This is a genomic window from Microbacterium sp. KNMS, assembly GCF_053851835.1.
The window spans coordinates 36624-62261 of sequence record NZ_JBSQBP010000014.1 but is presented as its reverse complement, the minus strand read 5'-3'; the positions used below and the strand labels follow the sequence as shown (position 1 = coordinate 62261).

At 71.8% G+C, this 25638-nt stretch carries 19 protein-coding genes; 10 read left to right on the top strand and 9 right to left on the bottom strand.

Features of this window, described 5'->3' with window-relative positions; all coding sequences use genetic code 11:
- Positions 1–17 precede the first annotated feature (17 nt).
- From ACWXWW_RS10315 to ACWXWW_RS10300, 4 genes are all read right to left on the bottom strand, one after another.
- Positions 18–1226, bottom strand: a complete 1209-nt coding sequence (locus ACWXWW_RS10315; protein WP_455969829.1) for a hypothetical protein — start codon at positions 1224–1226, stop codon at positions 18–20.
- 118 nt (positions 1227–1344) lie between these two features.
- Positions 1345–4620, bottom strand: coding sequence for a pectinesterase family protein (locus ACWXWW_RS10310; protein WP_455969828.1), 3276 nt, complete (start codon positions 4618–4620; stop codon positions 1345–1347).
- Between the two features lie 110 nt (positions 4621–4730).
- Positions 4731–6116: a DNA recombination protein RmuC gene (gene rmuC / locus ACWXWW_RS10305; protein WP_455969826.1), complete on the bottom strand. Its 1386-nt coding sequence runs from the start codon at positions 6114–6116 to the stop codon at positions 4731–4733.
- A gap of 62 nt (positions 6117–6178) precedes the next feature.
- A complete protein-coding gene (locus ACWXWW_RS10300) occupies positions 6179–7414 on the bottom strand; it encodes a dicarboxylate/amino acid:cation symporter (protein WP_455969825.1) in 1236 nt (411 codons plus the stop codon).
- Positions 7415–7698: 284 nt separating this feature from the next.
- Between ACWXWW_RS10300 and rpsA the strand changes: the two genes are divergently transcribed.
- Positions 7699–9147 carry a 30S ribosomal protein S1 gene (gene rpsA / locus ACWXWW_RS10295; RefSeq protein ID WP_271174021.1) on the top strand — a complete coding sequence of 483 codons (1449 nt, stop codon included), beginning with the start codon at positions 7699–7701 and terminating at the stop codon, positions 9145–9147.
- A gap of 95 nt (positions 9148–9242) precedes the next feature.
- Here rpsA and ACWXWW_RS10290 read toward each other — a convergent pair whose 3' ends face one another.
- A complete protein-coding gene (locus tag ACWXWW_RS10290) occupies positions 9243–9605 on the bottom strand; it encodes a VOC family protein (RefSeq protein WP_455969824.1) in 363 nt (120 codons plus the stop codon).
- Positions 9606–9775: 170 nt separating this feature from the next.
- On the opposite strand from ACWXWW_RS10290, the gene ACWXWW_RS10285 reads away from it, so the two are divergent.
- Entirely contained in the window at positions 9776–10459 is a 684-nt protein-coding gene (locus ACWXWW_RS10285; protein ID WP_455969823.1) for a hypothetical protein, read from the top strand.
- Between the two features lie 163 nt (positions 10460–10622).
- Positions 10623–11138, top strand: coding sequence for a hypothetical protein (locus ACWXWW_RS10280; RefSeq protein ID WP_455969822.1), 516 nt, complete (start codon positions 10623–10625; stop codon positions 11136–11138).
- A gap of 6 nt (positions 11139–11144) precedes the next feature.
- On the opposite strand, the gene ACWXWW_RS10275 is transcribed toward ACWXWW_RS10280, so the two are convergent.
- The 3 genes from ACWXWW_RS10275 to ACWXWW_RS10265 are packed head-to-tail and all read right to left on the bottom strand — an operon-like array spanning position 11145 to position 14301.
- Positions 11145–11621 carry a tetratricopeptide repeat protein gene (locus ACWXWW_RS10275; protein WP_455969821.1) on the bottom strand — a complete coding sequence of 159 codons (477 nt, stop codon included), beginning with the start codon at positions 11619–11621 and terminating at the stop codon, positions 11145–11147.
- Entirely contained in the window at positions 11618–12313 is a 696-nt protein-coding gene (locus ACWXWW_RS10270; RefSeq protein WP_271174025.1) for an SDR family oxidoreductase, read from the bottom strand. Before ACWXWW_RS10270 ends, ACWXWW_RS10275 begins: the two co-directional genes overlap by 4 nt.
- Positions 12310–14301 (bottom strand): FAD/NAD(P)-binding protein, encoded by a 1992-nt coding sequence (locus ACWXWW_RS10265; RefSeq protein WP_455969820.1) that lies wholly within the window; start codon positions 14299–14301, stop codon positions 12310–12312. Before ACWXWW_RS10265 ends, ACWXWW_RS10270 begins: the two co-directional genes overlap by 4 nt.
- Positions 14302–14335: 34 nt before the next feature.
- Here ACWXWW_RS10265 and coaE point away from each other — a divergent pair, with 34 nt between their 5' ends.
- The 4 genes from coaE to uvrB are packed head-to-tail and all read left to right on the top strand — an operon-like array spanning position 14336 to position 19403.
- Positions 14336–14938: a dephospho-CoA kinase gene (gene coaE / locus ACWXWW_RS10260; RefSeq protein ID WP_455969819.1), complete on the top strand. Its 603-nt coding sequence runs from the start codon at positions 14336–14338 to the stop codon at positions 14936–14938.
- Positions 14935–15690 carry a 5-oxoprolinase subunit PxpA gene (gene pxpA, locus ACWXWW_RS10255; RefSeq protein ID WP_455969817.1) on the top strand — a complete coding sequence of 252 codons (756 nt, stop codon included), beginning with the start codon at positions 14935–14937 and terminating at the stop codon, positions 15688–15690. Before coaE ends, pxpA begins: the two co-directional genes overlap by 4 nt.
- Positions 15687–17312, top strand: coding sequence for a 5-oxoprolinase subunit B/C family protein (locus ACWXWW_RS10250; RefSeq protein ID WP_455969816.1), 1626 nt, complete (start codon positions 15687–15689; stop codon positions 17310–17312). The genes pxpA and ACWXWW_RS10250 overlap by 4 nt, the downstream gene beginning before the upstream one ends.
- A gap of 9 nt (positions 17313–17321) precedes the next feature.
- A complete protein-coding gene (gene uvrB, locus ACWXWW_RS10245) occupies positions 17322–19403 on the top strand; it encodes an excinuclease ABC subunit UvrB (RefSeq protein WP_271174030.1) in 2082 nt (693 codons plus the stop codon).
- A gap of 46 nt (positions 19404–19449) precedes the next feature.
- Here uvrB and ACWXWW_RS10240 read toward each other — a convergent pair whose 3' ends face one another.
- Positions 19450–19665, bottom strand: a complete 216-nt coding sequence (locus tag ACWXWW_RS10240; RefSeq protein WP_271174031.1) for a hypothetical protein — start codon at positions 19663–19665, stop codon at positions 19450–19452.
- 144 nt (positions 19666–19809) lie between these two features.
- On the opposite strand from ACWXWW_RS10240, the gene uvrA reads away from it, so the two are divergent.
- The 3 genes from uvrA to rapZ are packed head-to-tail and all read left to right on the top strand — an operon-like array spanning position 19810 to position 25532.
- Entirely contained in the window at positions 19810–22698 is a 2889-nt protein-coding gene (uvrA, locus tag ACWXWW_RS10235) for an excinuclease ABC subunit UvrA (RefSeq protein WP_282979820.1), read from the top strand.
- 1 nt (position 22699) lies between these two features.
- Positions 22700–24652 carry an excinuclease ABC subunit UvrC gene (uvrC, locus tag ACWXWW_RS10230; protein ID WP_455969815.1) on the top strand — a complete coding sequence of 651 codons (1953 nt, stop codon included), beginning with the start codon at positions 22700–22702 and terminating at the stop codon, positions 24650–24652.
- 10 nt (positions 24653–24662) lie between these two features.
- Complete coding sequence (rapZ, locus tag ACWXWW_RS10225; RefSeq protein ID WP_271174034.1) at positions 24663–25532, top strand: RNase adapter RapZ; 870 nt, start codon at positions 24663–24665, stop codon at positions 25530–25532.
- The last annotated feature ends 106 nt before the right edge of the window (positions 25533–25638 follow it).

Genomic DNA, 25638 nt, shown 5'->3' with positions numbered 1-25638 from the left:
GGGTTCTCCTTCGCGGATCAGAAGGCGGCGGCGTACGCCTCGTAGGTGGTGCCCGCGGGGTGCACCTCGGTGAAGAGCGCCTCGAATGGAGCGCCCTCGTCGGCGGTGACGGCCGCGTCGGGGTAAGCCGTTGTGACCTCGAAGATCGCACCGTCGGCGTCCCGCGCGAGGACGATCACCTCGGCGAGGTCGATGTCGGCCGTGCCCTCCGTGGTCACGACGCCCTCCACGGCCGTCGAGTACTCGTCGGACACGTCGGTCAGCTCGCCGACGACGAGGGGACCGTACTCCTCGATGGGCGCCTCGTCGTACTCCTCGACGACCGGGTCGATCACCTCGATGCCGTCGATCTCCTCATCGGCGGCCTCGAAGTATCCCGTCACGACGGTTGTGCCCGGCAGCAGCGTGCGCGGCGTCGAGCCGGCGTCGAGCACGTCGCCGTCGGCCGTGCGCGCCTCGACGTCGAGGAACGCGTACTCGTATGCGACGTCGCTCTGCGGCACCTCGAGCACCGCGACGTACCACCAGTAGTCGTCGTCGCCCCGCAGACGGCCGAAGGCGGTCTCGGCCGTCTCGATGTCGACGGTGATCGACTCGGCGGGCGGCTCGTACAGATCGGTCGGGCCGAGTGCCGGCGGGGACGAGATGAACGAGCCCACGGCGGCGAAGACCGACACGACGAGGACGACGATCGACGCGATCCCGCCCGCGACCGCGACGACGATCGCGGCGATGCTGAGGCCCCTGCCCTCCGCCCTGCGGACGAGGGCGACGATCGCCACGACGATCGCGGCGATGAGGAACAGCCACGACAGGCCGGTGACGACGGGGATGAGGGCGAAGACGAAGCCGACGCCCGCGAGCACGATCGCGGTGATCGCGAGGGCCATGCCGGGTCGGGGACGCGGGGCGGATGGCGGCGCTCCGTAGGCGGCGTAAGGCGAGCCGTAGGGCGGTGCGGGCGGAGCGCCGTAGGGCGGTGCGGGCTGAGCGCCATAGGGCGGTGCGGGCTGAGCACCGTAGGGCGGAGCGCCGTAGGGCGGAGCCGGCTGTGCGCCATAGGGCGGAGCCGGCTGAGCGCCGTAGGGCTGAGCGCCGTAGGGCGGTGCGGGCGGCGCCGCGTACGGCGGGATCGGAGCCGGGGGCGGTGTCGGCGCTGCCGACGGCGGCTGCGGGGGAGGCGACGCGGGAGCCGGAGGGATGTCGGGCGTGCTGTCGTCGGTCACGAGCGCCTCCTCGATGGCTGGGCGGACGGCAGCGCCGTGCGCGGTGTCCCTCCATCATCGTGCATGCGTCAGGCGGTGCGGGAGCGTCGTCGGACACTCCCGCACCGCCGACCCGCGCTCAGAGCCAGGGGCTCCAGCCGTCGTCGCCCTGAAGGTACGCCTCCCGCGTGTGCGCGCGAGCCTGCTCCTTCGTCAGCTGTGGTCGACCCTCGGCGCCCGCGACGGCGGCCCCGTCGCCCCGGTTCCGGTACTCGGCGAACCGATCGTCCTGCCACCGCCATCCGCTCATGTCCGTCCATGCCGGCGTGGAGATGTGCGCACCGAGGTGCGAGTTGCGGACGACCATCGACGGGTCGACGTCGGGGTTGCTGCTCGGGTGCCACGGTCGACCGAGGAACACCGTGCCGGCGGCCGCATCGGAGGTGAACCGGCTGCCCTGGAAGAGGAAGCCCGCGACCCCCGCCGCGGTCGAGGGCGCCGCGACGTAGCCGTTCACGGTCTGGCCGCGGTCGAGGGAGTGGATCCGGCTGTCCTCGAACACCGCCGTGGCGCGTCCGTAGATGAAGTCGACGTCGCCCTCGATGTAGGAGTCGGTCACGTACACGCGCGAGGTCTGCGTGATGTGCGGGGTGTCGGCGAGGAACGTGTCCTGGTTGCCGAGCAGGCGCACGCCGTCGAGCACCGTGCGGTCGCCGACCGTGCGCAGTGCGAGCGCCTGGCTCTGCCCCTTCGCGGCCTCGTCGTAGGCGTTCTCGACCGTGAGGTCCGCGAGCGTCACGTCGTCGGCCATCGCGGAGACGGTGGGCGAGCCGGTGTGCCCCTGCGTGCCGCCGTAGAACTTCTGCTGCCCGGCCGCGAGATCGTACGTGATCACGACGTCCTCGGCGATGCCCGTCGCGCCGCGGATCGTGAGCCCGTCGGCGTCCGGCCAGATCCGGACGACCTCGCGGTACACGCCGGGCTGCACGACGACCTCGACGGGATGATCGGCGCGTGCGGCGGCGCCCACGGCAGCGCTCACGCTCGCGAAGTCGCCCGTGCCGTCGAGCGCGACCGTGACCGACTCGCCGACGGCCTCCTCGTCGCCGAGCGAGCCCGCATGCGCGGCGAGGATCGCGGGGATCTCCCGAGCGGGGTCGGGGTGGTACGCGTAGCGATCGGCGGGCTCGAACGTCGGGCCGGTGTCGTCGCGTCGGCCGCGGGTGCCGGTGAACACGTTGTCCCGGGAGTCCACGGCCGAGCCGTCGCCGTAGGCCACGATGGGGTCCTCGCCGTTCTCGAAGTAGCTCTGCTCGACGACCACCTGCGATCCCTCGCGGGCGAGCATGCCGTAGCTCCCCGTGCCCTCGAGATGGTTGTTGTACGCGTGCGCGGCGGATGCCCCGCCGATGCTCGCGTTGCGCTGGTAGGTGTTCGAGAAGCGGTTGTGGTGCAGCGTGATCTCCGTCGCGACCTCCTCGGACCATCCGATCCCGACCGTCTTGTTGTGGTCGGAGAACGTGTTCCACGAGAGCGTCACCGCTGTCGACCCCTTCCGCACGTCGACGAGGCCGTCGCCGAGGCGCGCGAAGTCGTTGTGGTCGATCCACACGTGCGTCGCGGCATCCATCCGGATGCCGTCGTTGTCGTTCTCGAGGGTCTTGCCGTCCCAGTCGCCAGGGACGTACGAGTCGCGGAAGGAGAGGTTCCGCACGATGACGTTGGACGAGCCCTTGAGGAGGAGGCCGCCGCCGACGAGCGCGGCATCGGCGTCGGCTCCCGCGATCGTCTTGTCGTCGGCGACCTCGATCATCTCGCCGAACGGGACCTCGATGGCGCCCTCGACGAGGATGACGAGCGGATGGCGCGCGGCCGCGTGCCGGGTGAGCTCATCGGCCGTGCGCACGGTCACGGTCGCGCCGCCCGCTCCGCCCGTCGTGCCCTGCGGCCGCTCGGGCGACGGGAGCGAGGCGAAGCCGGTCGCCGTGGGCGCCCACACCGGCCCGTCGGCGGTCGCATCGGCCGGCGCGCCGATCGCGGCGAGCAGATCCGCTCCCGCATGCGCGGGGTCGAGCGGGTCGCGCCAGGTCTCGAGGACGCCGGAGCCGGCCCCCTCGGCGACCGCGCGGGCCGCGACCTCCGCGGGCTGGATCGGGCCATGCGGGCCGGCGGTCCCGGTCACGGCGCCCGCGAGGGGCAGATCCGGGTTCGCCGCGTTGTAGGCCGCGAGCACGTCGACCTCCGCGCCGTTCACCCAGGTGCCCGCGGCGTCGATGCCGGTGCCGCCGAAGTGGCCGATGATCCGGTCGGGGGTCACTCCCTCGGCGAGCTCGAAGGTGTTCTCGCGCGCGATGATGCTCGATTCGACGCCAACGCCCCACGAGTAGATGTAGTGGCCGGGGTCGGTCACCCGGTAGGTGTTGTCGTACACGTGCGCCTGCCCGAAGCGCACGCGGGGAGCGCGCTGGTTGAGGTCGACGAGCTCGTTGTGGTGCAGCGTGACCCGCAGCGCGCCGCGGTCGGTGATGCGATCGTCGCCGTTGCCCCAGAGGAGCGACTTGTCGTGCCCCTGCATCCGGCTCCACGAGATCGTGACGAGGTCGGCCGCGCGGACGACGTCGAGCAGGCCGTCGTGCCGCAGGAAGCGCTCGCCGAAGTGGACCGGCTGATCGGCGTCGACCGTGTCGCCGTCGTCGAGGGTGAGGTGGTCGAGCCAGACGTGCGTCGATCCCGAGACGACGAGGTTGTCCCATTCGGTCTTCCAGGTCTCGCCGTTCCACGTCGGGAAGCAGTCGTAGGCGTCGGAGATGCGGAGGTTCCGGATGATCACGTCGTCGACACCCGACACCTGGAAGGTGAATCCCGTGAGCGCGACGTCGCCCACGCCGATGACCGTCGTGTTCGAGCCGATGCGGGCCTCGATCTGCGCGCGCTGCGCCGCCTGGGACGCCTTGCGCGCGTCTTCCAGCGCCCCCTTCGCAGGGCCGCTCCACACCGCGGGGTCGTATGCCGCCAGGTACGCGTCGAGCGAGTAGCCGTCTCGTGCGTACTCCTCGCACGCGATCCGCGTGCCGTCGGCGCGGGTGTTCGCGTCGATGTCCGCGACGACCCGGACGATCTTGGGCTCGTCGCCCGCAACGGCCGCGACGAGCTCGTCGCGGGTGCGGACGTCGATCACGCGGTCGGCCGGCGCGTCGGCCCCGCCGGTCGTCCCGCCGTCGAGGGAGGCCCATCCGTCGCCCGCGGGAAGCGTCTGCCGCTCCACGGGAACCGCAGGCGCCGGCGCGCCCTCCGCTGCGGGGGCGGCGCTCGGCTGGGCGTGCGCGGGCGCCGCGAGGAGGGATGCGCCGACGACGGTCGCGAGGACGCCGACGGCGATCGGGGAGGGGTGTCGTCGAGGATGTCTCCAGGGCATGTTCGCTCTCCTTCGAGGAACCGGCGGTGCAGGCGCACCGGGCACGTCGTCGTGCAGTAACCGGTTTCTCGAAAGCTAGCGACGCCCATGGGCGTCGTCAAGAGGGGCGGTCAGAGGCGCTCCTCGCGCACCTGCGCGATCGCCTCGGGCGCGAACGACGCCGTCGGCTCGTCGGCGTAGAGGTCGGCCTTCTGCGGCGCGATCGCGAGCGCCTCGACAGGCGCCGTCTCCGTCAGGACCTCGTCGAGCCCCTGCAGGGCGCTGAAGCGGCGCGCCTGGGTCACGACGTTCCGGTCGAGCGATCCGGCGAAGCGGTTGTATGCCTCGACGGTGGCGTTCAGGCGCTTCCCGAGCGTCGCGAGGTGCGCGCCGAGCGTGCCGAGGCGCTTGTGCAGCTCCTTGCCGACGAGGAAGATCTGCTGCGCCTCCTGTGCGAGCTGGTCCTGTCGCCACGCGTGACCCACCGTGCGCAGCAGGGCGACGAGCGTCGAGGGAGTCGCGATCACGACGTTGCGCTCGAACGCGTACTCGTACAGTGTCGCGTCCTCGTCGAGGGCGGCGGCGAGGAAGGGCTCGGCGGGGACGAACATCACGACGAACTCGGGCGACCCGGCCACCGCGTCCCAGTACTCCTTCGCGCCGAGGTCGTCGATGTGCTTGCGGAGGTGGCGGGCGTGAGCCTGCAGTCGCTGCGCGCGCACCGCGTCGTCGGTCGCCTCCATGGCCTCGAGGTAGCCGCTGAACGCGACCTTGGAGTCGACGACGACGCGCTTGTCGCCCGCGAGGTGGATGACGAGGTCGGGCCGGAGCGCTCCGTCGTCGGTGACATGGTGGGACTGCTCGGCGAAGTCGACGTGGTTGAGCATGCCGGCGGCCTCCACGACCCGCCGCAGCTGGAGCTCGCCCCACCGGCCGCGCACCTGAGGAGCGCGCAGCGCGTTCACGAGGTTGCGGGTCTCCGAGCCGAGCGCCTCCGACGAGCGCCGCATGTGCGCGAGCTGCTCCGCGAGGGCCGCGTTCGCCTCGAGCCGCGCCCTCTCGGCGGTCGACACCTCGGTCTTGACGGTGTCGAGCGTCTCGCGGATGGGGGCGATGAGCCGCTCGACCGCCTCCTGCCGTCGGCGCAGCTCGGCCGCGCCCTCGCTCTGGCTGCGCGTGAGGCGCTCCTCGGCCTGCGCGAGGAAGCTCCGCGTGTTGGCCTCGAGCGCGCGCCGGCTGAGCGCGTCGAACTCGTCGGCGAGGCGCTTCTGGTCGGCGCGCAGCTCGTCGACCCGCTCGGCTGCGCGCGTGCGCTCCTCCGCGACGCGCGCCGCGGTCTCCGCGCGTGCCGACGCGACGTCGCGCTGCAGGCTCTCGATCCGCAGGCGGGCGGCGCCGAGCTCCGCGCGCTGCTCGGCGTCTGACGCGTTCCCGCGCTGGCGGCCGACGACGAAGCCGAGCGCGCCGGCGAGGGCCGCGGCGATCACGGCGATGGCGATGACGAGGAGGGTGTCCATACCGGCATTGTGCGCGAGGGGTCGGACATCCTCGGGCGCGTCGAGCGCGCGCCCTCTGCCGCTCAGGCGCGGACGGCGTCCTGCTGCTCCGAGTCCTCGCCGATCCTGCCCCGCGCGAGCCTGTTGATGACGAGTGCGATCGCGCCGTCGCCGGTCACGTTCGTCGCCGTGCCGAAGCTGTCGAGTGCGATGTACAGCGCGAACATGAGGCCGACCTCGGTCTCGCCGAAGCCGAGCATGCTCGTGAGCAGGCCGGCGGCCGCGGCGATCGCGCCGCCGGGGACGCCGGGGGCCGCGATCATCATGACACCGAGCATGAGGATGAACGGCAGGTAAGACCCGAGCTCGACCGGCCCGCCCGTGATGAGCAGGATCGCGATCGAGAAGCAGGTGATCTTCACCATCGAGCCCGAGAGGTGGATGGTCGCGCACAGCGGCACGACGAACCCCGCGACCGCGTCGCTCACGCGATTGCGCTTGACCGACTCGAGCGTGACCGGGATGGTTGCGGCCGATGATGAGGTGCCGAGCGCCGTGCCGTAGGCGTCGCGCATGTTCCAGAGGGCCCTGAGCGGGTTGACGCCCGCGATCGCGCCCGCGGCCGCGTACTGGAGAAGGAGCACGACGAGCGTGAGCCCGAAGGACACCGCGACGACCACGACGAAGCGGCCTACGACGTCGACCGCCTCGCCGCTGCGCGCCAGATCCATGAAGATGCCGAAGATGTAGAGGGGGAGCGCCGGCACGATGACGTGCCGGATGAGCGACTCGATGACCGTGCGGAACTCGACCGCCGCCTTGAGGAGGATCGACGGGCGGATGGCCGTGAGCCCGATGCCGACGACGAACGCGAGCACGAGCGCCGTCATCACCTCGAGAGCGGGCGGCAGCACGATCTCGGTGGGCGACCCGCTCGGGCTCGAGGCGACCGTGAAGTACGGCGTCAGCCCCGAGCCGCTGCCCTCGGTGAGGGCCTCGAGGCTCCGGTCGCTCATGACGGGGGTGAAGATCCACCGGCTGACGGCGTAGGCGAGGAGGCCGGCGAGGATGGTCGAGGCGTACGCGATCGCCGCGGTCAGGCCGAGCCACCGGCCGGCGCCGCGTCCGAGCTCGGCGATCGCGGGGGTGACGAGCCCGATGATGATGAGCGGGACCGAGAATCCGAGGAGGCCCGAGAAGACCGAGTTGTAGGTGAGGAAGACGTTGCCGAGCCATTCCGGCATGACGGGCCCGGTGACGATGCCCAGCGCGATCGCGATGACGATCCAGGCGAGGAGGGGGAGGCGGAGGAATGTCATCGGGATCCCGATCGGCCGTCGCGGAGCGCCGGCCCGGCGCCGGCGCGTGCGGCCCGGTCGGCCGCGCAGGTCATCGTAGCCGCGTGGCCGCGGACATCGCGATCTGATAACCTTGACTGTCGCGCGCGTGCGCGCTCTTGGCGTGCCGCCGAGTGCCGCGTAGCGTGGGACAGCACAATCCAATCCACTGCCTCGGCTCATCCGAGGTGCCGTGCGTCGGCCAGCAGGCCCATGGCATCCGAGTCGCGAGGCCCGATCATCCCTCAACAAGGACAACCCACTACATGACTAACGCAACGACCGCCCCGGCCACCAAGCAGGTCGCGATCAACGACATCGGCTCTGCTGAGGACTTCCTGGCCGCGGTCGAGAAGACGCTCAAGTTCTTCAACGACGGCGACATCATCGACGGCACGATCGTCAAGATCGATCGCGACGAGGTCCTCCTCGATGTCGGCTACAAGACCGAGGGCGTCATCCCCTCGCGCGAGCTTTCCATCAAGCACGACGTCGACCCCAACGAGGTCGTCAGCGTCGGCGACCACGTCGAGGCCCTCGTCCTCCAGAAGGAGGACAAGGAAGGCCGTCTGATCCTGTCGAAGAAGCGTGCGCAGTACGAGCGCGCGTGGGGCGACGTGGAGAAGATCAAGGAGAACGACGGCGTCGTCACCGGCACGGTCATCGAGGTCGTCAAGGGTGGTCTCATCGTCGACATCGGGCTGCGCGGCTTCCTCCCCGCGTCGCTCATCGAGCTCCGCCGCGTGCGCGACCTGACGCCGTACCTCGGCCAGGAGATCGAGGCGAAGATCCTCGAGCTCGACAAGAACCGCAACAACGTCGTGCTCTCGCGCCGCGCGCTCCTCGAGGAGACGCAGTCGGCCACGCGCACGCAGTTCCTCAACAACCTGCACAAGGGCCAGGTCCGCAAGGGCGTCGTCTCGTCGATCGTCAACTTCGGTGCGTTCGTCGACCTCGGCGGCGTGGACGGCCTCGTGCACGTCTCCGAGCTGTCGTGGAAGCACATCGAGCACGCCTCCGAGGTCGTCGAGGTCGGCCAGGAGGTCACCGTCGAGATCCTCGAGGTCGACCTCGACCGCGAGCGCGTCTCGCTCTCGCTCAAGGCGACGCAGGAGGACCCCTGGCAGGTCTTCGCCCGCACCCACGCGATCGGCCAGATCACGCCGGGCAAGGTCACGAAGCTCGTGCCGTTCGGTGCGTTCGTCCGCGTCGCGGACGGCATCGAGGGCCTCGTCCACATCTCGGAGCTCTCGAACAAGCACGTCGAGCTCGCCGAGCAGGTCGTCTCGGTCGGCGAGGAGGTCTTCGTCCGCGTCATCGACATCGACCTCGACCGCCGTCGCATCTCGCTCTCGCTCAAGCAGGCGAACGACCTCGTCGACCCCAACGGCACCGAGTTCGACCCGGCGCTGTACGGCATGGCGACCGAGTACGACGAGAACGGCGAGTACAAGTACCCCGAGGGCTTCGACCCCGAGAGCGGCCAGTGGCTCGAGGGCTTCGACGAGGCCCGCGAGAAGTGGGAGCAGGAGTACGCTGCCGCTCAGGCTCGCTGGGAGTCGCACAAGGCCCAGGTCGCCAAGGCCCTCGAGGCCGAGGCCGAGGCCGGCGAGGAGTTCGGCGCGCCGACCTTCTCGAGCGAGTCGACCGGCGCCGGCACGCTCGCCGACGACGAGGCTCTCGCCGCTCTGCGCGAGAAGCTCTCCGGTCGCTGAATCCCGCTGACGCGGCGGATCTGATCCGCTGACGCTGCGATCACACGACAAAGGGCCGGCTCCTTCGGGAGCCGGCCCTTTGTCGTGCGCGCCGGCTACATGCCGACGACGCCCTCGAAGAGTCCGATGTCGTTGCCGTCCGGATCGCGGAAGACGGCCCACCAGCTCGTCTCGGTGATCGGCGTCTTCTCCATGACGACCGTCGCGCCGGCGGCCTGCGCCTTCGTCAGCACGTCGTCGATCGAGTCGACCTCGACGTACGAGCGCGGCTGCGTGAAGTCCGCGCTGCGCGGCGCGAGCCCTCCGCCCGAGATCTTGTTCGGCGCCTGCCACATGGGGTACTCCTCGAAGCCCGGAGGCGCCGAGATCTCCCATCCGAACAGCTCGCCGTAGAACGCCGCGGCGCGATCGAGGTCGGACACCGGGATGTCGATGTGGGTGATGTCTCCGTGGGGCATGGCGGTCCTTTCACAGCGGGTGGCGGTGGACGCGGTCACCGTACCGCCGCCGGCGGGGGAGGACAAGGGCACGGCCCGCGAGCGCGCACAGCGGACGCATAGAGAAGGGACACGCGGCACGGAGCCAGGGGCGCTATCTTCGGATCACGAACCCCGACAGGAGGTTGATCATGGGATTCCTCGACCGCATCAGGCAGGCTGCGCGCGACGTCATGGGCGACGAGCGCTCCTCGACCTCCGTCGATCAGGATCGCACGCGCAGCTACGCGCAGACCCCGCCTCCGCAGACGACCGCCTTCGGCACGATCGACGCCGACGGGCGGCCCACCTCGCGCTCGTACACGACGGACACCACTCCGCCTCCGCCGAGCGCCGCGGGCCGGAGCGAGGACGAGATCGCCGTCGAGCGCTACCGCTACCTCCTCCGCACGGCCCCGCCCGAGACGATCGAGCAGGTGCACGCCGAGGCGTTCGGCCGGCTCACCGAGGCTCAGCGGCAGCAGGTCCTGGCGGATCTGTCGCAGACCCTGCCCCCGCAGGAGCGTCCTGCGAATGCGGATCCCGCGACGATGGCACGGGCCGCCACGCGGGCCGAGTACCTCAACCCTGGCACGATGGAGCGCACGCTGGGCGGCGGCCGTCAGGGCCCGGGACTCGGGACGATCGTCGGCGGATCCCTGCTCGGGACGGTCGCCGGCTACGTCGTCGGCTCGGCGCTCGTGAGCGCCTTCTTCGCGCCGTCCTTCGCGGGCGGGGAGGACGCCTCGGGCGGCGACGCCGCGTCGGACGCCGGCGCCGCCGACATGGGCGGCTTCGGAGATTTCGGAGGAGATTTCGGCGGCTTCGAGTTCTGACTCGCCGCCTCTGACTCGGGCTCTTTGGGAGAGGAGCCCGTGCTCGGATTCTCGGGAGAGGAATCCGTGGGAGAGAGAAGGGCGCCCCGGCCGGACCACCCCCAACCGGCCGGGGCGCTCGTTCGCGCACGCGCGCCGCGCGCCGACCTGACACGATGGGCAGATGAGCATCGCCACGAGAGCCCACGCGCCCATCCGGATGGTGGTGTTCGATCACGACGACAGCACCGGGAAGGTCCGCGAGGCGGTGCGGCCGCTGCGCGCATCGTCACGCCTCGAGTTCGTCGCCTGCGATGACGTCGACCAGTTCGTCCAGGCTCTCGCCGAGCCTGCCGAGCTCCTCGTCGTCATGACGCACGGCGACGAGGACGGGGGATTCCGCAGCGGTGGCGACGAGGAGGCGCATCCGCGCGAGCTCCTGCCCGCGCTGCGCTGCCGAGCCCTGCTGTCGTTCGTGTGCGACCATGGCGGCGACGCCCTGTGGGCCACCGACGCGAACGGCGCCGTGACGCGGCTCGTGAACGACCAGCTCGTGCACACCGCCGACATCCTGCGCATCCTCGATGTGCTCGGCGCGAACGACTTCGGGGCGAACCGCAGCGGACTGCTCGGGCTGCTGCGCGCGACGAGGAGCCGCTTCCCGAAGATCAGCGCACGCTGGCGGATCGTCTCCGCATGAGGCCGCTCACTCGCCCGTGAGCTCCCGCGCATACGCTGCCGCCGAGCGGCGGTAGCGCGGCAGCGACGGGACGAGCGCCTCGATCGCCGTGCGCAGCGCCTCCGCGTCGCGGCCCGCGCTGTGCAGCGCGAGGGCGAGGAACACCTCCCGCGCGGCACCCGTCGCGGGGTGCGCAGGCGCGGCCTCGAGGAGGGCGATCGCGTCGTCGGCGCGGCCGAGGTTGCGCAGCGTCGATGCGCGCTGGATCGCGAGCTGCGCGGCCCGATCGGGGTCGAGGTCCGCGATCCCCGCGGCGGCAGCCCGCTCGTAGAGCTCGAGGGCCTCCTCCTCGCGGCCGACGCTGTCGTGCGCGCCGCCCAGCTCGAACGCCGCGAGCGCGGGATGCGGCGCATCGGCCGCGACCGCGGCCATCCGCCCGACGAGGGTGGACTCGTCGTCGTCGGCCCAGACGGCCGCGACCCGCTTCTCCCATTCCGCGTTCACAGGCGTGCGATCTCCTGGCGCGGGCGCAGCGCCACATCCGTGATGTGCGCGTCGGCGGGCAGGTCGACGACGTAGCGGACCGACGCCGCGACGGTCGCGGGGCGGATGTACCGCTCGGCGGTGTAGCTCTCGGCGGGGATCCCGGCGCGCAGCATGGGCGTGTCGGTCTGGCCGGGTGCGATCGTGACGACGCGCATGCGGTGCCTCTCCTCGTCGAGGCGCAGCACGTCGGCGACGGCTCGGAGGGCGTGCTTCGACGCCGTGTACACCGCACTGCCGGGCACCGGCCGCGTACCTGCTCCCGAGCCGATGAACACGACGGTCGCCGCGCTCGCGCGCAGCTGGGGCAGCAGAGCGCGCGTGAGGAGCGCGGGCCCCACGACGTTCGTCGACAGCATCCGCAGCCAGTCGTCCTCCGTCGCGTCCTCGACCGAGATGTGGTCGCCCACCGCGGCGGCGTGCACGAGGACATCGACGCGGTCGAGGTCGGAAGAGAGAGCGGCGAGCGCGTCGCGGTCGGTGACGTCCAGGCGGCGGGGCTCGGCGTGGGTCTCGGCCGCGAGCGCCGCGAGCGCGTCGTCGCGGCGTCCGAGTGCGATGACGCGGTGCGTGCGGACGAGGTCGCGCACGATCTCGGTGCCCATCCCGCCGGTGGCTCCCGTGACGATCGCGACGGGTCGGTTCTCGGTCATGTCGTGCTCCCGTGGTCGGATGCCGCGGCCGCGGCGATGAGGGACCGTGCGACGCGATCGGTCTCGCGCAGCATGGTGGGGTCGGTGCGCGGCATCGGGCTGATGATCGCGTCGTGCATGGTCTCGTCGATCGGGATGCCGGCCACGTGGAACGACGGGTCGACGGTGCCGTCGGCGTGCACGAGGCGCCCCGTGGCGGGCTCGATGTCGAATCCGCCGGTCGCCACGCCGGCCGACGCCCGGGATGGCGCCTCGAACGGGCGGACCCTGCCGTCCGCCGCGAGCGAGCGGACGAGCGGGTCCGCGGTCTCCGCCACGTCGTGGGCGTGCATCCACGCGTCCACGAGCACGGGGGCCGAGACCCCGGAGCCGGAGACCGCGGGCGAGGATGCGTGGAACGCGCCGTCGGCGGACGTCACAGCGGCGCCCGGGCCGATGAAGCGCACGATGCCCGCGCGCATGAGGGCGAGCAGCTGCCGGCTGCGGAACGCGGGCGGCCCCGATCCGACCATCCCGCCGACCGTCATCAGGGCTCGGAACCCCGCGGCGCGGGACTCCGCGTCGAAGCCGCCGAACGCGCCGATGCGGCTCACCACGCCGCGGGCGGACGCGATCGACCACAGCGCCGCCTTGAGCGGGCTGTCGAGGCCGCGCTCGGCCTCGGCGAGGTCGTCGAGGACGAACCGCTCGACCCAGGACGCGTACTCCGCAGGCGACGCCCACGTGGCGCCCTCGCCCGGCAGGATGGCCGCCGCCAGGTCGAGCCGATCGTCCGGATCGGCGACGAACGGGGAGACCGCGTCGGCGAGCACGGCGATCCGCTCGCGGGTCGCGGCGCCCGTCGCCTCGAGCGGAGCGGAGCGGATGGCGTCGAGGGCCGCGCGGAGATCCACGGCCTCCGGCTTCACGCGCGCGAGCGTCGTGTGGTAGTCGGCGAACGCGTCGCGCAGGATGAGCGGCCACACACGTCCGTCGAAGTCGATGGGGCGGGGGACAGCCGTCCAGTCGACGGCGCGGAGGTGGTGCTGAGGAGCCCGCGGCGGGAGGGAGCCGTACAGCGTCTTCGCGCGGAACGGCACTCCGCGCCGCGACGTCACGTGGAGCAGGGGCTCGCGCCCCGACGGCTCGTATCGGAGGCCGCCCGGAGCGCCGGCGTCGTCGGCGAAGCGCCCGCCGCGCCCGACGCTCAGCAGGGCCATGGCGTCGAAGAAGCCCATGCCGAGCCCCCGCACGATCGCCTCGGCACGGTCGGGCACCCTGTCGAGGGACTGATCGGCGGGCGAGTCGGGGCGGACCCAGATGAGGGAGGGGTGCGCGTCGACCGCACCGAGGATCCTGCGTTCCTCGGCGGTTACCGTGCGCTCGAGCCATCCGGTCGCCGCGACGACCGCGTCGGCCGTGATCTCCCGATCGCCGAGGTCGAGGATGTCGCGCCCGTCGTGACGCCGGGCGCCGACCACGCGGGCGACGTGCTCGTGGACGCACACGCCAGCGGGGAGGGTCGCCTTCGCATGCGCGAGGCACCACGCGATGTACTCGCCGTAGAGGGCGCGCGACGGATGCGACTCCGGGCGCTGCGCGCGCAGCTCGGCGCCGTACTCATCCGGGAGGCCGGGACGGACCGGCACACGGGCGAAGGCGGCGGCGTGCGCCTCAGGGATGCGCGAGACGACGGCATCCGCGCCGCCGTGAGCGCCGTGCCGGACGAGCTGGCACCACTCGTAGAGGGTCGGGCCGGGGCGGATCGGGCCGGCGATGCTCGCGGCGTCGTCCGTGAAGAGCGTCACGGCGTCGGCGAGCGTGTTCATGCACAGCTCGCGCGGCTGGTCGGTGCGCCAGATCCGGCCGGCTCCGATCTGCGTGTCGTCGATGAGGTGCACGTCGAGCGCGGCGCCGCGAGGGAGGTTCGCGCCGATCCGCTCGAGCAGCGAGACCCCGCGGGGTCCGCCGCCGACGATCGCGATGACGGGTCGGGCAGTGGTGGGCATCCCCTCCATTCTCGCGCGCTCCTAGACTGGCGGCATGCCACTGGTAGCACTGACGGGCGGGATCGCGTCGGGCAAGTCGACCATCGCGCGCCGGCTCGCGGAGCACGGCGCGGTCATCGTGGACGCGGACGCGCTCGTCCGAGAGGTGCAGGCGCCCGGCCAGCCCGTGCTCGCGGCGATCGCCGCGGAGTTCGGGGACGACGTGCTCACGGAGGACGGCGCACTCGACCGTGCGGCGCTCGGCGCGATCGTGTTCGGCGACCGGGAGCGGCTCGCGCGCCTCAACGCGATCGTGCACCCGGCCGTCAAGGCCGAGTCGCAGCGCCGCTTCCGCGCCGCGCTCGATGCCGATCCGGACACCGTGGTCGTCTACGACGTGCCCCTGCTCGCCGAGGCGCGCGGAGCGGGGGAGTGGGATCGGATCGTCGTCGCGCATGCTCCGGCGGACGTGCGCTGTCGTCGCCTGGTGACGGAGCGGGGCATGAGCGAGGCAGACGCCGCCGCCCGGATCGCCAGCCAGGCCGGCGACGACGAGCGGCTCGCCCTCGCCGATGTCGTCATCGACACGTCGGGCTCGCTCGACGAGACGCTCGCCCAGGCCGACGCGCTCTGGCGATCTCTCACGGGCGGCCCGTGATCGACCTCAACGCCGACCTCGGCGAGAACGCGCCGGATCGCGTCGTGAGCGACGACGACGCGATGCTCGCGGTGGTCACGAGCGCGAACGTCTCGTGCGGCGCGCACGCGGGAACGCCCGACGGGATCCGCGCGACGCTCCGCGCGGCGGCCCGGCGCGGCGTCGTCGTCGGCGCGCATCCCGGCTACGAGGACCGAGCGGGATTCGGACGTCGCCCCGTCGAGATCGGCGCGGCCGCGCTGCAGGAGAGCATCGAGCGCCAGCTGCACGACCTGCAGGCTCTCGCCGACGGCGCGGCCATCCGCTATGTCAAGCCGCACGGCGCGCTGTACAACGCCGCCGCGTCCGATCCGGTGCGCGCTGCCGCCGTCGCCGCGGCCGTCCGCGCGGTCGATTCCCGGCTCGTCGTCCTGGGCCTGCCCGCCAGCGCCCTCCTCGCGGCGGCAGCACGCGCGGGCCTCGCCACCGCCACCGAGGCGTTCGCCGACCGCGGCTACCTGCCCTCGGGCGCGCTCGCACCACGCGGCGAGGCGGGAGCCCTCCTGCACGACCCCGATGTCGTCGCCCAGCGGGTCCTGCGCCTCGCGCGGGACGGCGAGATCGAGGCGATCGATGGGACCGTCATCCGCGTCCGCCCCGCCTCGGTCTGCGTGCACGGCGACAGCCAGGGGGCCGTCGCCATGGCGACGGCGGTGCGCGCCCTGCTCGAGCGCGAGGGCATCGCGATCGCCCCCTTCGCCGCCCGCCCATGAGGCGCATCCTCACGGCGTCCGACCGTGCCCTCCTCGTCGAGGTGGATGACCTCGAGAGCGCGGTCCGGCTCCACGCGGCGCTCGAGGCGGCGCCGCCCGTCGGGGTCGTCGAGCTCGTCCCGGCCGAGCGCACGGTGCTCGTGCGCTGCGAGCCGCGGTGCCTGCCCGAGGTGCGGGTCGCGCTCGAGCGGATCGCGCTCGCGGCGCGCACGGCCGCCGCCGACCGCTGCGTCGAGATCCCCGTGCACTACGACGGCGAGGACCTCGACGAGGTCGCGGAGCACCTCGGCCTCTCGCCCGCCGAGGTCGCTGCCCGCCACCAGACGGCCACGTGGCGCGTCGCGTTCACGGGGTTCGCGCCGGGCTTCGGCTACCTCGTGGGCGACGACCCCGTGTTCGACGTGCCGCGGAGGGCGTCGCCTCGCGCGCGCGTCCCTGCGGGAGCGGTCGCGCTCGCCGGCCGGTACTCGGGCGTCTACCCGCGGGAGAGCCCGGGCGGCTGGCAGCTGATCGGGCGCACCGACGCCGCGCTCTGGGACCTCGACCGGGATCCGCCCGCGCTCCTGCTCCCGGGAACGACCGTGCGCTTCGTCGACGCCTCGCGCGCGCATCCCGCGACCGCGGCCGACCGACGCAGAGGACGTCCGGCTCCGCTCGGAGCGCGCGCGGTCGACATGCCGGGCGATCGCGGCATCGCCCCTGCCGTCGAGGTCATCGAGGCCGGGCTGCAGCTCCTCGTTCAGGATCTCGGCCGACCGGCGCGCGCGCACCTCGGCGTCTCCGCTTCGGGCGCGGCGGACCGCGGGGCCCTGCGCGCGGCCAACGCCGCGGTCGGCAACGGGCACGGCGAGGCCGGCCTCGAGCTGCTCGGCGGCGGAGCGCGGCTGCGCCTCCGCGGCGCTGGCGTCCTCGCGCTCGCGGGCGCGGAGGTCGACGCGGCGCTCGTGCACGCCGACGGCGGGGTCGAGCCGGTGCCGCGCGGCGCGCCGACCGCATTCCGCGAGGGCGACGAGCTCGTGACGGGCTTCGCGACGCGCGGTCTGCGCGCCCTCGTGGCGTTCCGAGGCGGTCTCGCTCTCACGCCCGTGCTCGGCAGCCTCGCGACCGACACCCTCGCCGGCATCGGGCCGCGCGAGCTCGGCGGACGCGCTCTCCGAGCGGGCGATGTCGTCCCGCTGCGCGGGCTCTCCGGCGTCCGCGAGGCGGTCGCGCCGTGGTGTCCCGACCGGCGCGCTCTTCCCGCCCCTGGCGAGACCGTCGAGCTGCGGGTCGTGCTCGGGCCGCGCGACGACTGGTTCGCGGCGGACGCTCTCGACGCGCTCCTCGGCGACGAGTGGGCGGCGACGTCCCGCTCGGACCGGGTCGGGATCCGCCTCGAGGGCTCGCGGCCGCTCGCGCGCGCCGTGCCGGGCGAGCTCCCGAGCGAGGGGACGGAGACGGGGGCCGTCCAGGTGCCGCCGCACGGCCATCCGGTCGTCTTCCTGCCCGACCACCCGCTGACCGGCGGCTATCCCGTGATCGCCTCGGTGGTGGCCGCCGACCTCGACCTGGCGGGGCAGATCCCGCCCGGCGCGCGCGTGCGCTTCCGGCTCTCCGGCCCCGGTGTCGGACGCCCCTCCTAGGCTGGAGGCATGCAGACCACACGCAGCGTCCGGCCCTTCGAGGTGGTGAGCGAGTACCAGCCCAGCGGCGACCAGCCCAAGGCGATCGCCGAGCTCGCCGCGCGCATCAACGCGGGTGAGACCGACGTGGTCCTGCTCGGCGCGACCGGAACGGGCAAGTCCGCGACGACCGCGTGGCTCATCGAGCAGGTGCAGCGCCCCACGCTCGTCCTCGCGCACAACAAGACCCTCGCGGCGCAGCTCGCGAACGAGTTCCGCGATCTCCTGCCGAACAACGCGGTCGAGTACTTCGTGTCGTACTACGACTACTACCAGCCCGAGGCGTACGTCCCGCAGACCGACACCTTCATCGAGAAGGACTCGTCGATCAACGCCGAGGTCGAGCGGCTGCGGCACTCCACGACGAACACGCTCCTGAGCCGCCGCGATGCCGTCGTCGTGAGCACGGTGTCCTGCATCTACGGCCTCGGCTCGCCCGAGGAGTACCTCCGCGCGCTCGTCGCGCTCCAGGTGGGGGAGCGCTACGACCGCGACGCGATCATCCGCCAGTTCGTGGCGATGCAGTACAACCGCAACGACGTCGACTTCTCGCGCGGCAACTTCCGCGTCCGCGGCGACACGATCGAGATCATCCCCGTGTACGAGGAGTTCGCCATCCGGATCGAGCTGTTCGGCGACGAGATCGAGGCGCTCTACAAGCTGCACCCGCTCACGGGTGACGTCATCGAGCGCATGGACGCGGTCGCGATCTTCCCGGCGACGCACTACGCGGCCGGCACCGACACCGTGCAGCGGGCGATCAAGACCATCGAGGAGGAGCTCGCCGAGCGCCTGCAGGAGTTCGAGAAGCAGGGCAAGCTGCTCGAGGCGCAGCGGCTGAAGATGCGCACGACCTTCGACCTCGAGATGCTGCAGCAGCTCGGCTTCTGCTCCGGGATCGAGAACTACTCGCGCCATCTCGACCAGCGCGCGCCGGGCGAGCCGCCGCACACCCTGCTCGACTTCTTCCCCGACGACTTCCTCCTCGTCATCGACGAGTCGCACGTCACGGTGCCGCAGATCGGCGCCATGTACGAGGGAGACGCATCCCGCAAGCGCACGCTCGTCGAGCACGGCTTCCGCCTGCCGAGCGCGATGGACAACCGGCCGCTGCGGTGGGACGAGTTCAAGGAGCGCATCGGGCAGACGGTCTACCTGTCGGCGACCCCCGGCAAGTACGAGATGGGCGTGGCCGACACGGTCGTGGAGCAGATCATCCGCCCGACGGGCCTCGTCGACCCGCGGATCGTCGTCAAGCCGTCCAAGGGGCAGATCGACGACCTCCTCGAGCAGATCCGCCAGCGCGTCGACCGCGACGAGCGTGTGCTCGTCACGACGCTCACGAAGAAGATGGCGGAGGAGCTCACCGACTTCCTCGGCGAGCACGGCGTCCGCGTCCGGTACCTCCACTCCGACGTCGACACGCTGCGACGCGTCGAGCTGCTCACCGAGCTGCGTCAGGGCGTGTACGACGTGCTCGTCGGCATCAACCTGCTGCGCGAGGGACTCGACCTCCCCGAGGTCTCGCTGGTCGCCATCCTCGACGCCGACAAGGAGGGCTTCCTGCGCTCGGGCACCTCGCTCATCCAGACGATCGGGCGCGCCGCGCGCAACGTGTCCGGCGAGGTGCACATGTACGCCGACAGCATCACCGACTCGATGCGCAAGGCGATCGACGAGACCGAGCGGCGGCGCGAGATCCAGATCGCCTACAACCGCGAGCACGGGATCGACCCGCAGCCCCTGCGCAAGAGGATCGCCGACATCACCGACTCCCTCGCGCGCGAGGAGGCCGACACCGCTAGCCTGCTCTCGAAGCGGGACTCCGCGCGCACCAAGACCGGCAAGGGGCGCGCACCCACGCCCGTGCGCAAGCGCGAGGGCATCGCCGCGGAGGGGGCGATGCAGCTCGAGGAGGCGATCGCCGACCTCACGCAGCAGATGCTCGTCGCCGCGGAGGAGCTCAAGTTCGAGCTCGCCGCGCGGCTGCGCGACGAGGTCCAGGACCTCAAGAAGGAGCTCAGGCAGATGGAGAAGGCCGGCCACGCGTGAGCGCGCGGTCCGCGTCGGGCGGCGCCCGGCGCGGACGCGGCTGCACTCACTCCTCCGGGCAGTAGAGCACGCCGTCGCGCTCGACGTGCTCGACGCGCGTGCGACCGCAGTGCGTGCACGGCGCGCCGGGTCCGTCGCCGAGCTGCGCGGGTCCGGCGATGCGGATGAGCACGTCGTTGGCCCACTCGTAGATGCCGCCCGCCTCGCGGATGCGCTCCCGGAGATGCGGGTGGTGGTGCGTTCCGCTCTCCATGCTGATCATCTCCTCTCCCTCCAGTGTGCGCCTCTCCGGGCGCGGAGGACAGGGGATGCGCGGCACCGCTCGTCACGCGCGGATCTTCGAATCCGCTGAGCGAACACGTCGAACAAACGTCCAGATGTCCGTGGGGGTCCGTAGGATTGGATCGTGCCCATCATCCCCGTCGCCTCGCCCGGAAAGATCAGTGTCCGCGGTGCCCGCGTGCACAATCTCAAGAACGTCGACCTCGACATCCCGCGCGACGCGCTCGTCGTGTTCACCGGCCTGTCGGGCTCGGGGAAGTCGAGCCTCGCGTTCGACACGATCTTCGCGGAGGGGCAGCGGCGCTACGTCGAGTCGCTGAGCGCGTACGCGCGCCAGTTCCTCGGCCAGGTCGACCGCCCCGACGTCGACCTCATCGAGGGGCTGAGCCCCGCGGTGTCGATCGACCAGAAGTCGACGAACCGGAACCCGCGCTCGACCGTCGGCACGATCACCGAGATCTACGACTACCTGCGCCTCCTGTGGGCGCGCATCGGCGTGCCGCACTGCCCGCAGTGCGGCGAGCGGATCCAGCGCCAGACCGTGCAGCAGATCGCCGACCAGCTGATGACCCTCGAGGAGGGCACGCGCTACCAGATCGTCGCGCCCGTCGTCACGCAGAAGAAGGGCGAGTTCGTCGACCTCTTCAAGGAGCTCGCGGCGAAGGGCTACTCGCGCGCGGTCGTCGACGGCGAGCTCGTGCAGCTGGCCGAGCCGCCCGTGCTCAAGAAGTCGTACAAGCACGACATCGCGGTCGTCGTCGACCGTCTCGTCGCTCGCGCCGACATCCTCGGCCGCGTGACCGACTCCGTCGAGACCGCGCTCGGCCTCGCGGGCGGCGTCCTCCAGGTCAACTTCGTCGACGAGGAGGGCGACGACGCGTGGCAGTCGTTCTCCGAGAAGCTCGCCTGCCCCAACGGGCACGCGCTCCAGCTCACCGAGATCGAGCCGCGCACGTTCTCGTTCAACGCCCCGTTCGGCGCCTGCCCCGCGTGCTCGGGTCTCGGCACCCGGATGTCCGTCGACGTCGAGCTCATGCTCGGCGATGAGGAGCTCTCGATCCGCGAGGGCGTCATCGTGCCGTGGACGACGCAGGGCAAGGGCCTCTTCCAGTACTACGAGCGTCTCCTCGAGGGCCTCGCCGACGAGATGAGCTTCTCGCTCGACACCCCGTGGCGGGCGCTCCCGCAGATCGTGAAGGACGCGGTCCTGCACGGGCAGGACTACAAGGTCAACGTGCGGTTCAAGAACCGCTGGGGCCGCGAGGTCCGGTACGCGAGCGGCTTCGAGGGCGTCGTGCCCTACATCGAGCGCCAGTACGCGCAGGCCGAGACCGACACCACGCGCGCGCGGTGGGCGGAGTACCTGCGCGAGGTCCCCTGCCCCGTGTGCGACGGCGCGCGCCTCAAGCCCGAGGTGCTCGCGGTCAAGGTGGGCGGCCGGTCGATCGCCGAGACGGCCGACCTCAGCCTCGAGGACACGCTCGCGATGATGAACCAGGTCACGCTGACCGACCGCGAGAAGCAGATCGCCGCGCAGATCCTGCGCGAGATCCGCGTCCGCCTCGAGTTCCTCATCCAAGTCGGCCTCAACTACCTCACGCTGAGCCGCGCCGCCGGGTCGCTCTCGGGCGGGGAGGCGCAGCGCATCCGGCTCGCGACGCAGATCGGGACGGGCCTGACGGGCGTGCTCTACGTGCTCGACGAGCCGTCGATCGGCCTCCACCAGCGCGACAACCGGCGACTCATCGAGACGCTCGTCACGCTGCGCGACCTCGGCAACACGCTCGTCGTCGTCGAGCACGACGAGGAGACGATCGAGGCGTCCGACTGGGTCGTCGACATCGGCCCGCGCGCGGGCATCGGCGGGGGAGAGGTCATCCACTCCGGTCCGTTCGAGGCGCTCGTCGAGGATGAGCGGTCGCTCACGGGCGACTACCTCGCGGGCCGGCGGATGATCGAGATCCCGCGCAAGCGCCGCCGGATCGACCGCAAGCGCATGCTCTCGGTCGTCGGAGCCCGTGCGAACAACCTCAAGAACGTGACGGCCGAGTTCCCGCTGGGCGTGCTCACGGCGGTCACCGGCGTGAGCGGGTCGGGCAAGTCGACCCTCGTGAACGACATCCTCTACGAGGTGCTCGCGCAGCGCCTCAACGGCGCCCGAACCGTGCCCGGCAAGCACACGCGCGTCACCGGCCTCGAGCACCTCGACAAGGTCGTGCACGTCGACCAGGCGCCCATCGGGCGCACGCCGCGGTCGAACCCGGCGACCTACACGGGCGTCTTCGATCGCATCCGCAACCTGTTTGCCGAGACGCCCGAGGCGAAGGTGCGCGGCTACAAGGCCGGCCGCTTCAGCTTCAACGTCAAGGGCGGGCGGTGCGAGGCGTGCTCGGGCGACGGCACGCTCAAGATCGAGATGAACTTCCTCCCCGACGTCTACGTCGACTGCGAGGTGTGCCACGGCAAGCGCTACAACCGCGACACCCTGCAGGTGCACTACAAGGGCAAGAACATCGCCGAGGTCCTCGAGATGTCGATCGCCGAGGCCGAGGAGTTCTTCGAGCCGATCCAGGCCATCCACCGGTACATGAAGACGCTCGTCGACGTGGGGCTGGGCTACGTCCGGCTCGGGCAGGCGGCGACGACCCTCTCCGGCGGCGAGGCGCAGCGCGTCAAGCTGGCGACCGAGCTGCAGAAGCGCAGCAACGGGCGCTCGATCTACGTGCTCGACGAGCCGACGACGGGTCTGCACTTCGAGGACGTCCGCAAGCTCCTCGAGGTGCTGAACGGGCTCGTCGACAAGGGCAACAGCGTCATCGTGATCGAGCACAACCTCGACGTCATCAAGTCGGCCGACTGGATCGTCGACCTCGGCCCCGAGGGCGGCTCGGGCGGCGGAACGATCGTCGCGACGGGCACGCCCGAGCAGGTCGCGAAGACCGACGGCAGCCACACGGGCGCGTTCCTCGCCGAGGTGCTCGGGATGGCCGAACGGCAGCGCAAGGCCGGCTGACATGGCCGACCAGCTCCCGTACAAGCCGAAGCCGGGGGAGATCCCCGTGAACCCCGGCGTGTACCGCTTCCGCGACGCGCACGGGCGGGTGCTCTACGTCGGGAAGGCGAAGAACCTCCGGCAGCGGCTGTCGAACTACTTCGCGCCGCTGCACACGCTCCACGAGCGCACGCGGCGGATGGTCACGACCGCGTCGTCTGTGGAGTGGACCGTCGTGCCCACCGACGTCGACTCGCTGCAGCTCGAGTACCAGTGGATCAAGGAGTTCGACCCGCCGTACAACGTCCGCTACAAGGACGACAAGTCGTACCCGTTCCTCGCGATCACGCTGGGCGACGAGGCGCCGCGCGTGATGGTGACGCGCAACCGGCGCATCCCCGGCGCGAAGTACTTCGGGCCGTACCCGAAGATCTGGGCCGTGCGCGACACGATCGACCTGATGATCAAGGTGTTCCCGATCCGCACGTGCAGCGACGCGTCCTACAAGCGCGCGATGCAGACGGGGCGGCCGTGCTTCCCCGGGCAGATCGGCAAGTGCGGCGGCCCCTGCTCGCAGCGCGTGACGATCGAGGAGCACCGCGCGATCGTCGACGACTTCATCGCGTTCATGAACGGCGGCGACGAGCGCTTCACGCGCGAGCTGACCGCGCGGATGAAGGCGGCGGCGGCCGCGATGGACTACGAGCAGGCGGCGGTGTACCGCGACAAGCTCGCCTCGATCGACGCCGTCCTCAACAAGAGCGCGCTCGTGCTGCCCGAGGACACCGAGGCGGACCTGTTCGGCGTCGCAGAGGACGAGCTCTCCGCGGCCGTCCACCACTTCGTGATCCGCGGCGGCCGCGTGCGCGGCGTCCACTCGACGACGATCGACAAGGAGCTCGACATCTCGGGCCCCGACCTCGTCGACCAGATCCTCCAGCGCGTGTACGGCGATGCGGCGCCCGCCGACATCCCGCGTCGCGTGCTCGTGCCCGTCCTCCCGCCCGATGCGGCGGAGATCGAGGAGTGGCTCTCCGGCAAGCGCGGCCGCCGCGTGGAGGTGCTCGTGGCGCAGCGCGGCCAGCGCGCCGAGCTGCTGCGCAATGCGACCCTCAACGCCACGCAGGCGCTCATGCGGCACAAGACGCGTCGCACGAGCGACTACGCCGCCCGCTCGCAGGCGCTCAGCGATCTGCAGGAGGCGCTCGGGATGGACGAGGCGCCGCTGCGCATCGAGTGCTACGACATCTCGCACCTGCAGGGCACGAACGTCGTGGCGTCGATGGTCGTGTTCGAGGACGGGCTGCCGCGCAAGGACCAGTACCGGTCGTTCTCGATCGCCGAGACCACCGACGACACCGACTCGATGCACCAGGTGCTCATGCGCCGGCTCGCGTACCTCGACCGCCCCGAGGAGGTCGAGCCCGACGCCGCGGAGCTCGCGACGAGCGGCGAGGACGGCGTCGTCACGGCCCCCGCGAAGCGGCGGCGATTCGCGTACCCGCCGCAGCTCCTCATCGTCGACGGCGGGCAGCCGCAGGTCGCGGCCGCCGCCCGCGCGCTCGCGGACTCGGGCCACGAGGAGATCGCGCTGTGCGGGATCGCGAAGCGCCTCGAGGAGCTCTGGCTGCCGGGGGAGGACTACCCCGTGATCCTCCCGCGCACGTCGGAGGCGCTCTACCTCGTCCAGCGTCTGCGCGACGAGGCGCACCGGTTCGCGATCACGCACCAGCGCAAGCGGCGGCGTCGCGACATCCGCACGGTGCTGAGCGAGGTGCCGGGGCTCGGCGACGCGCGCATCCGCTCCCTGCTCCGGCACTTCGGCTCGGTGGCCGCCCTCCGCGAGGGGACGATCGAGCAGATCGAGGAGCTCCCGGGGATCGGACCGAAGCTCGCGGCGACGATCTACGAGCACCTGCACCGCGACGATGCGCGCGAGGCCGCCGTCGACGCGGCGGGAGCGGATGATCGCTAGGCTGGCGTCGATGACGGAGACAGCGGGCGAGGTCCTGATCGTGACCGGGATGAGCGGTGCGGGCCGCTCGACGGTCGCGAACGCGCTCGAGGACCTCGACTGGTACGTCGTCGACAACCTGCCGCCGCAGATGCTGCGCCCGCTGCTCGACCTCTCCGGGCGCCTCGGCGACCAGCTCCCGCGGATCGCGGCGGTCGTCGACGTGCGCGGCCGCGATCTCTTCGCCGAGCTGCCGGCGGCCACCCAGGCGCTGCGTGAGCGCAACAACCTCCGGATGCTCTTCCTCGACGCGTCGGACGACGTGCTCGTGCGCCGCTTCGAGGCCGTGCGCCGGCCCCATCCGCTGCAGGGCGACGGGACGCTGCTCGACGGCATCCGCCGAGAGCGCGAGATCCTCGCTCCCGTGCGCGGCAGCGCCGACATCATCATCGACACCTCGAGCTACAACATCCACCAGCTCGCCACGCACGTGACCGACCTCCTCCGCGAGGAGGGGGCGCCGCGGCACCGCGTCACCGTCATGAGCTTCGGGTTCAAGTACGGTCTGCCGCCCGACGCGGACCTCGTCGCCGACATGCGCTTCCTCCCCAACCCGTTCTGGAACGACGACCTCCGCGCGCTCACCGGGCAGGACCCCGCGGTCAGCGACTACGTGCTCGATCAGGAGGGTGCGCGCGCGTTCCTCGACGCGTACGCTGAGGCCCTGACACCCGTGCTCGAGGGCTATCAGCGCGAGAACAAGAGCCACTCCACGGTCGCCGTCGGGTGCACGGGCGGCAAGCACCGCTCCGTCGCGATGGCGCTGGCGCTGGCGGAGCGGCTGAAGGACGTCCCGGGTGTCGCGGTCCGCGTGCGGCACCGCGATCTCGGGCGCGAGTAGACGGCGCCGACGGCGCCATAACCCCGTCGGCTGGGAGTTCGCACCCGGTCTCTGCGGGGGTATGGCGGCTAAGCTTGACCCTTGCGCCAAAATGGCCGAATCACCG

Coding starts and splice junctions, on each gene's coding strand:
- ACWXWW_RS10250 (WP_455969816.1), top strand. CDS start 15,687: ATGAGGCGCATCCTCACGGCGTCCGACCGTGCCCTCCTCGTCGAGGTG.
- ACWXWW_RS10290 (WP_455969824.1), bottom strand. CDS start 9,605: ATGCCCCACGGAGACATCACCCACATCGACATCCCGGTGTCCGACCTC.
- ACWXWW_RS10285 (WP_455969823.1), top strand. CDS start 9,776: ATGGGATTCCTCGACCGCATCAGGCAGGCTGCGCGCGACGTCATGGGC.
- rapZ (WP_271174034.1), top strand. CDS start 24,663: ATGACGGAGACAGCGGGCGAGGTCCTGATCGTGACCGGGATGAGCGGT.
- uvrC (WP_455969815.1), top strand. CDS start 22,700: ATGGCCGACCAGCTCCCGTACAAGCCGAAGCCGGGGGAGATCCCCGTG.
- ACWXWW_RS10310 (WP_455969828.1), bottom strand. CDS start 4,620: ATGCCCTGGAGACATCCTCGACGACACCCCTCCCCGATCGCCGTCGGC.
- ACWXWW_RS10270 (WP_271174025.1), bottom strand. CDS start 12,313: ATGACCGAGAACCGACCCGTCGCGATCGTCACGGGAGCCACCGGCGGG.
- uvrB (WP_271174030.1), top strand. CDS start 17,322: ATGCAGACCACACGCAGCGTCCGGCCCTTCGAGGTGGTGAGCGAGTAC.
- rpsA (WP_271174021.1), top strand. CDS start 7,699: ATGACTAACGCAACGACCGCCCCGGCCACCAAGCAGGTCGCGATCAAC.
- coaE (WP_455969819.1), top strand. CDS start 14,336: ATGCCACTGGTAGCACTGACGGGCGGGATCGCGTCGGGCAAGTCGACC.
- ACWXWW_RS10265 (WP_455969820.1), bottom strand. CDS start 14,301: ATGCCCACCACTGCCCGACCCGTCATCGCGATCGTCGGCGGCGGACCC.
- ACWXWW_RS10300 (WP_455969825.1), bottom strand. CDS start 7,414: ATGACATTCCTCCGCCTCCCCCTCCTCGCCTGGATCGTCATCGCGATC.
- rmuC (WP_455969826.1), bottom strand. CDS start 6,116: ATGGACACCCTCCTCGTCATCGCCATCGCCGTGATCGCCGCGGCCCTC.
- ACWXWW_RS10280 (WP_455969822.1), top strand. CDS start 10,623: ATGAGCATCGCCACGAGAGCCCACGCGCCCATCCGGATGGTGGTGTTC.
- ACWXWW_RS10240 (WP_271174031.1), bottom strand. CDS start 19,665: ATGATCAGCATGGAGAGCGGAACGCACCACCACCCGCATCTCCGGGAG.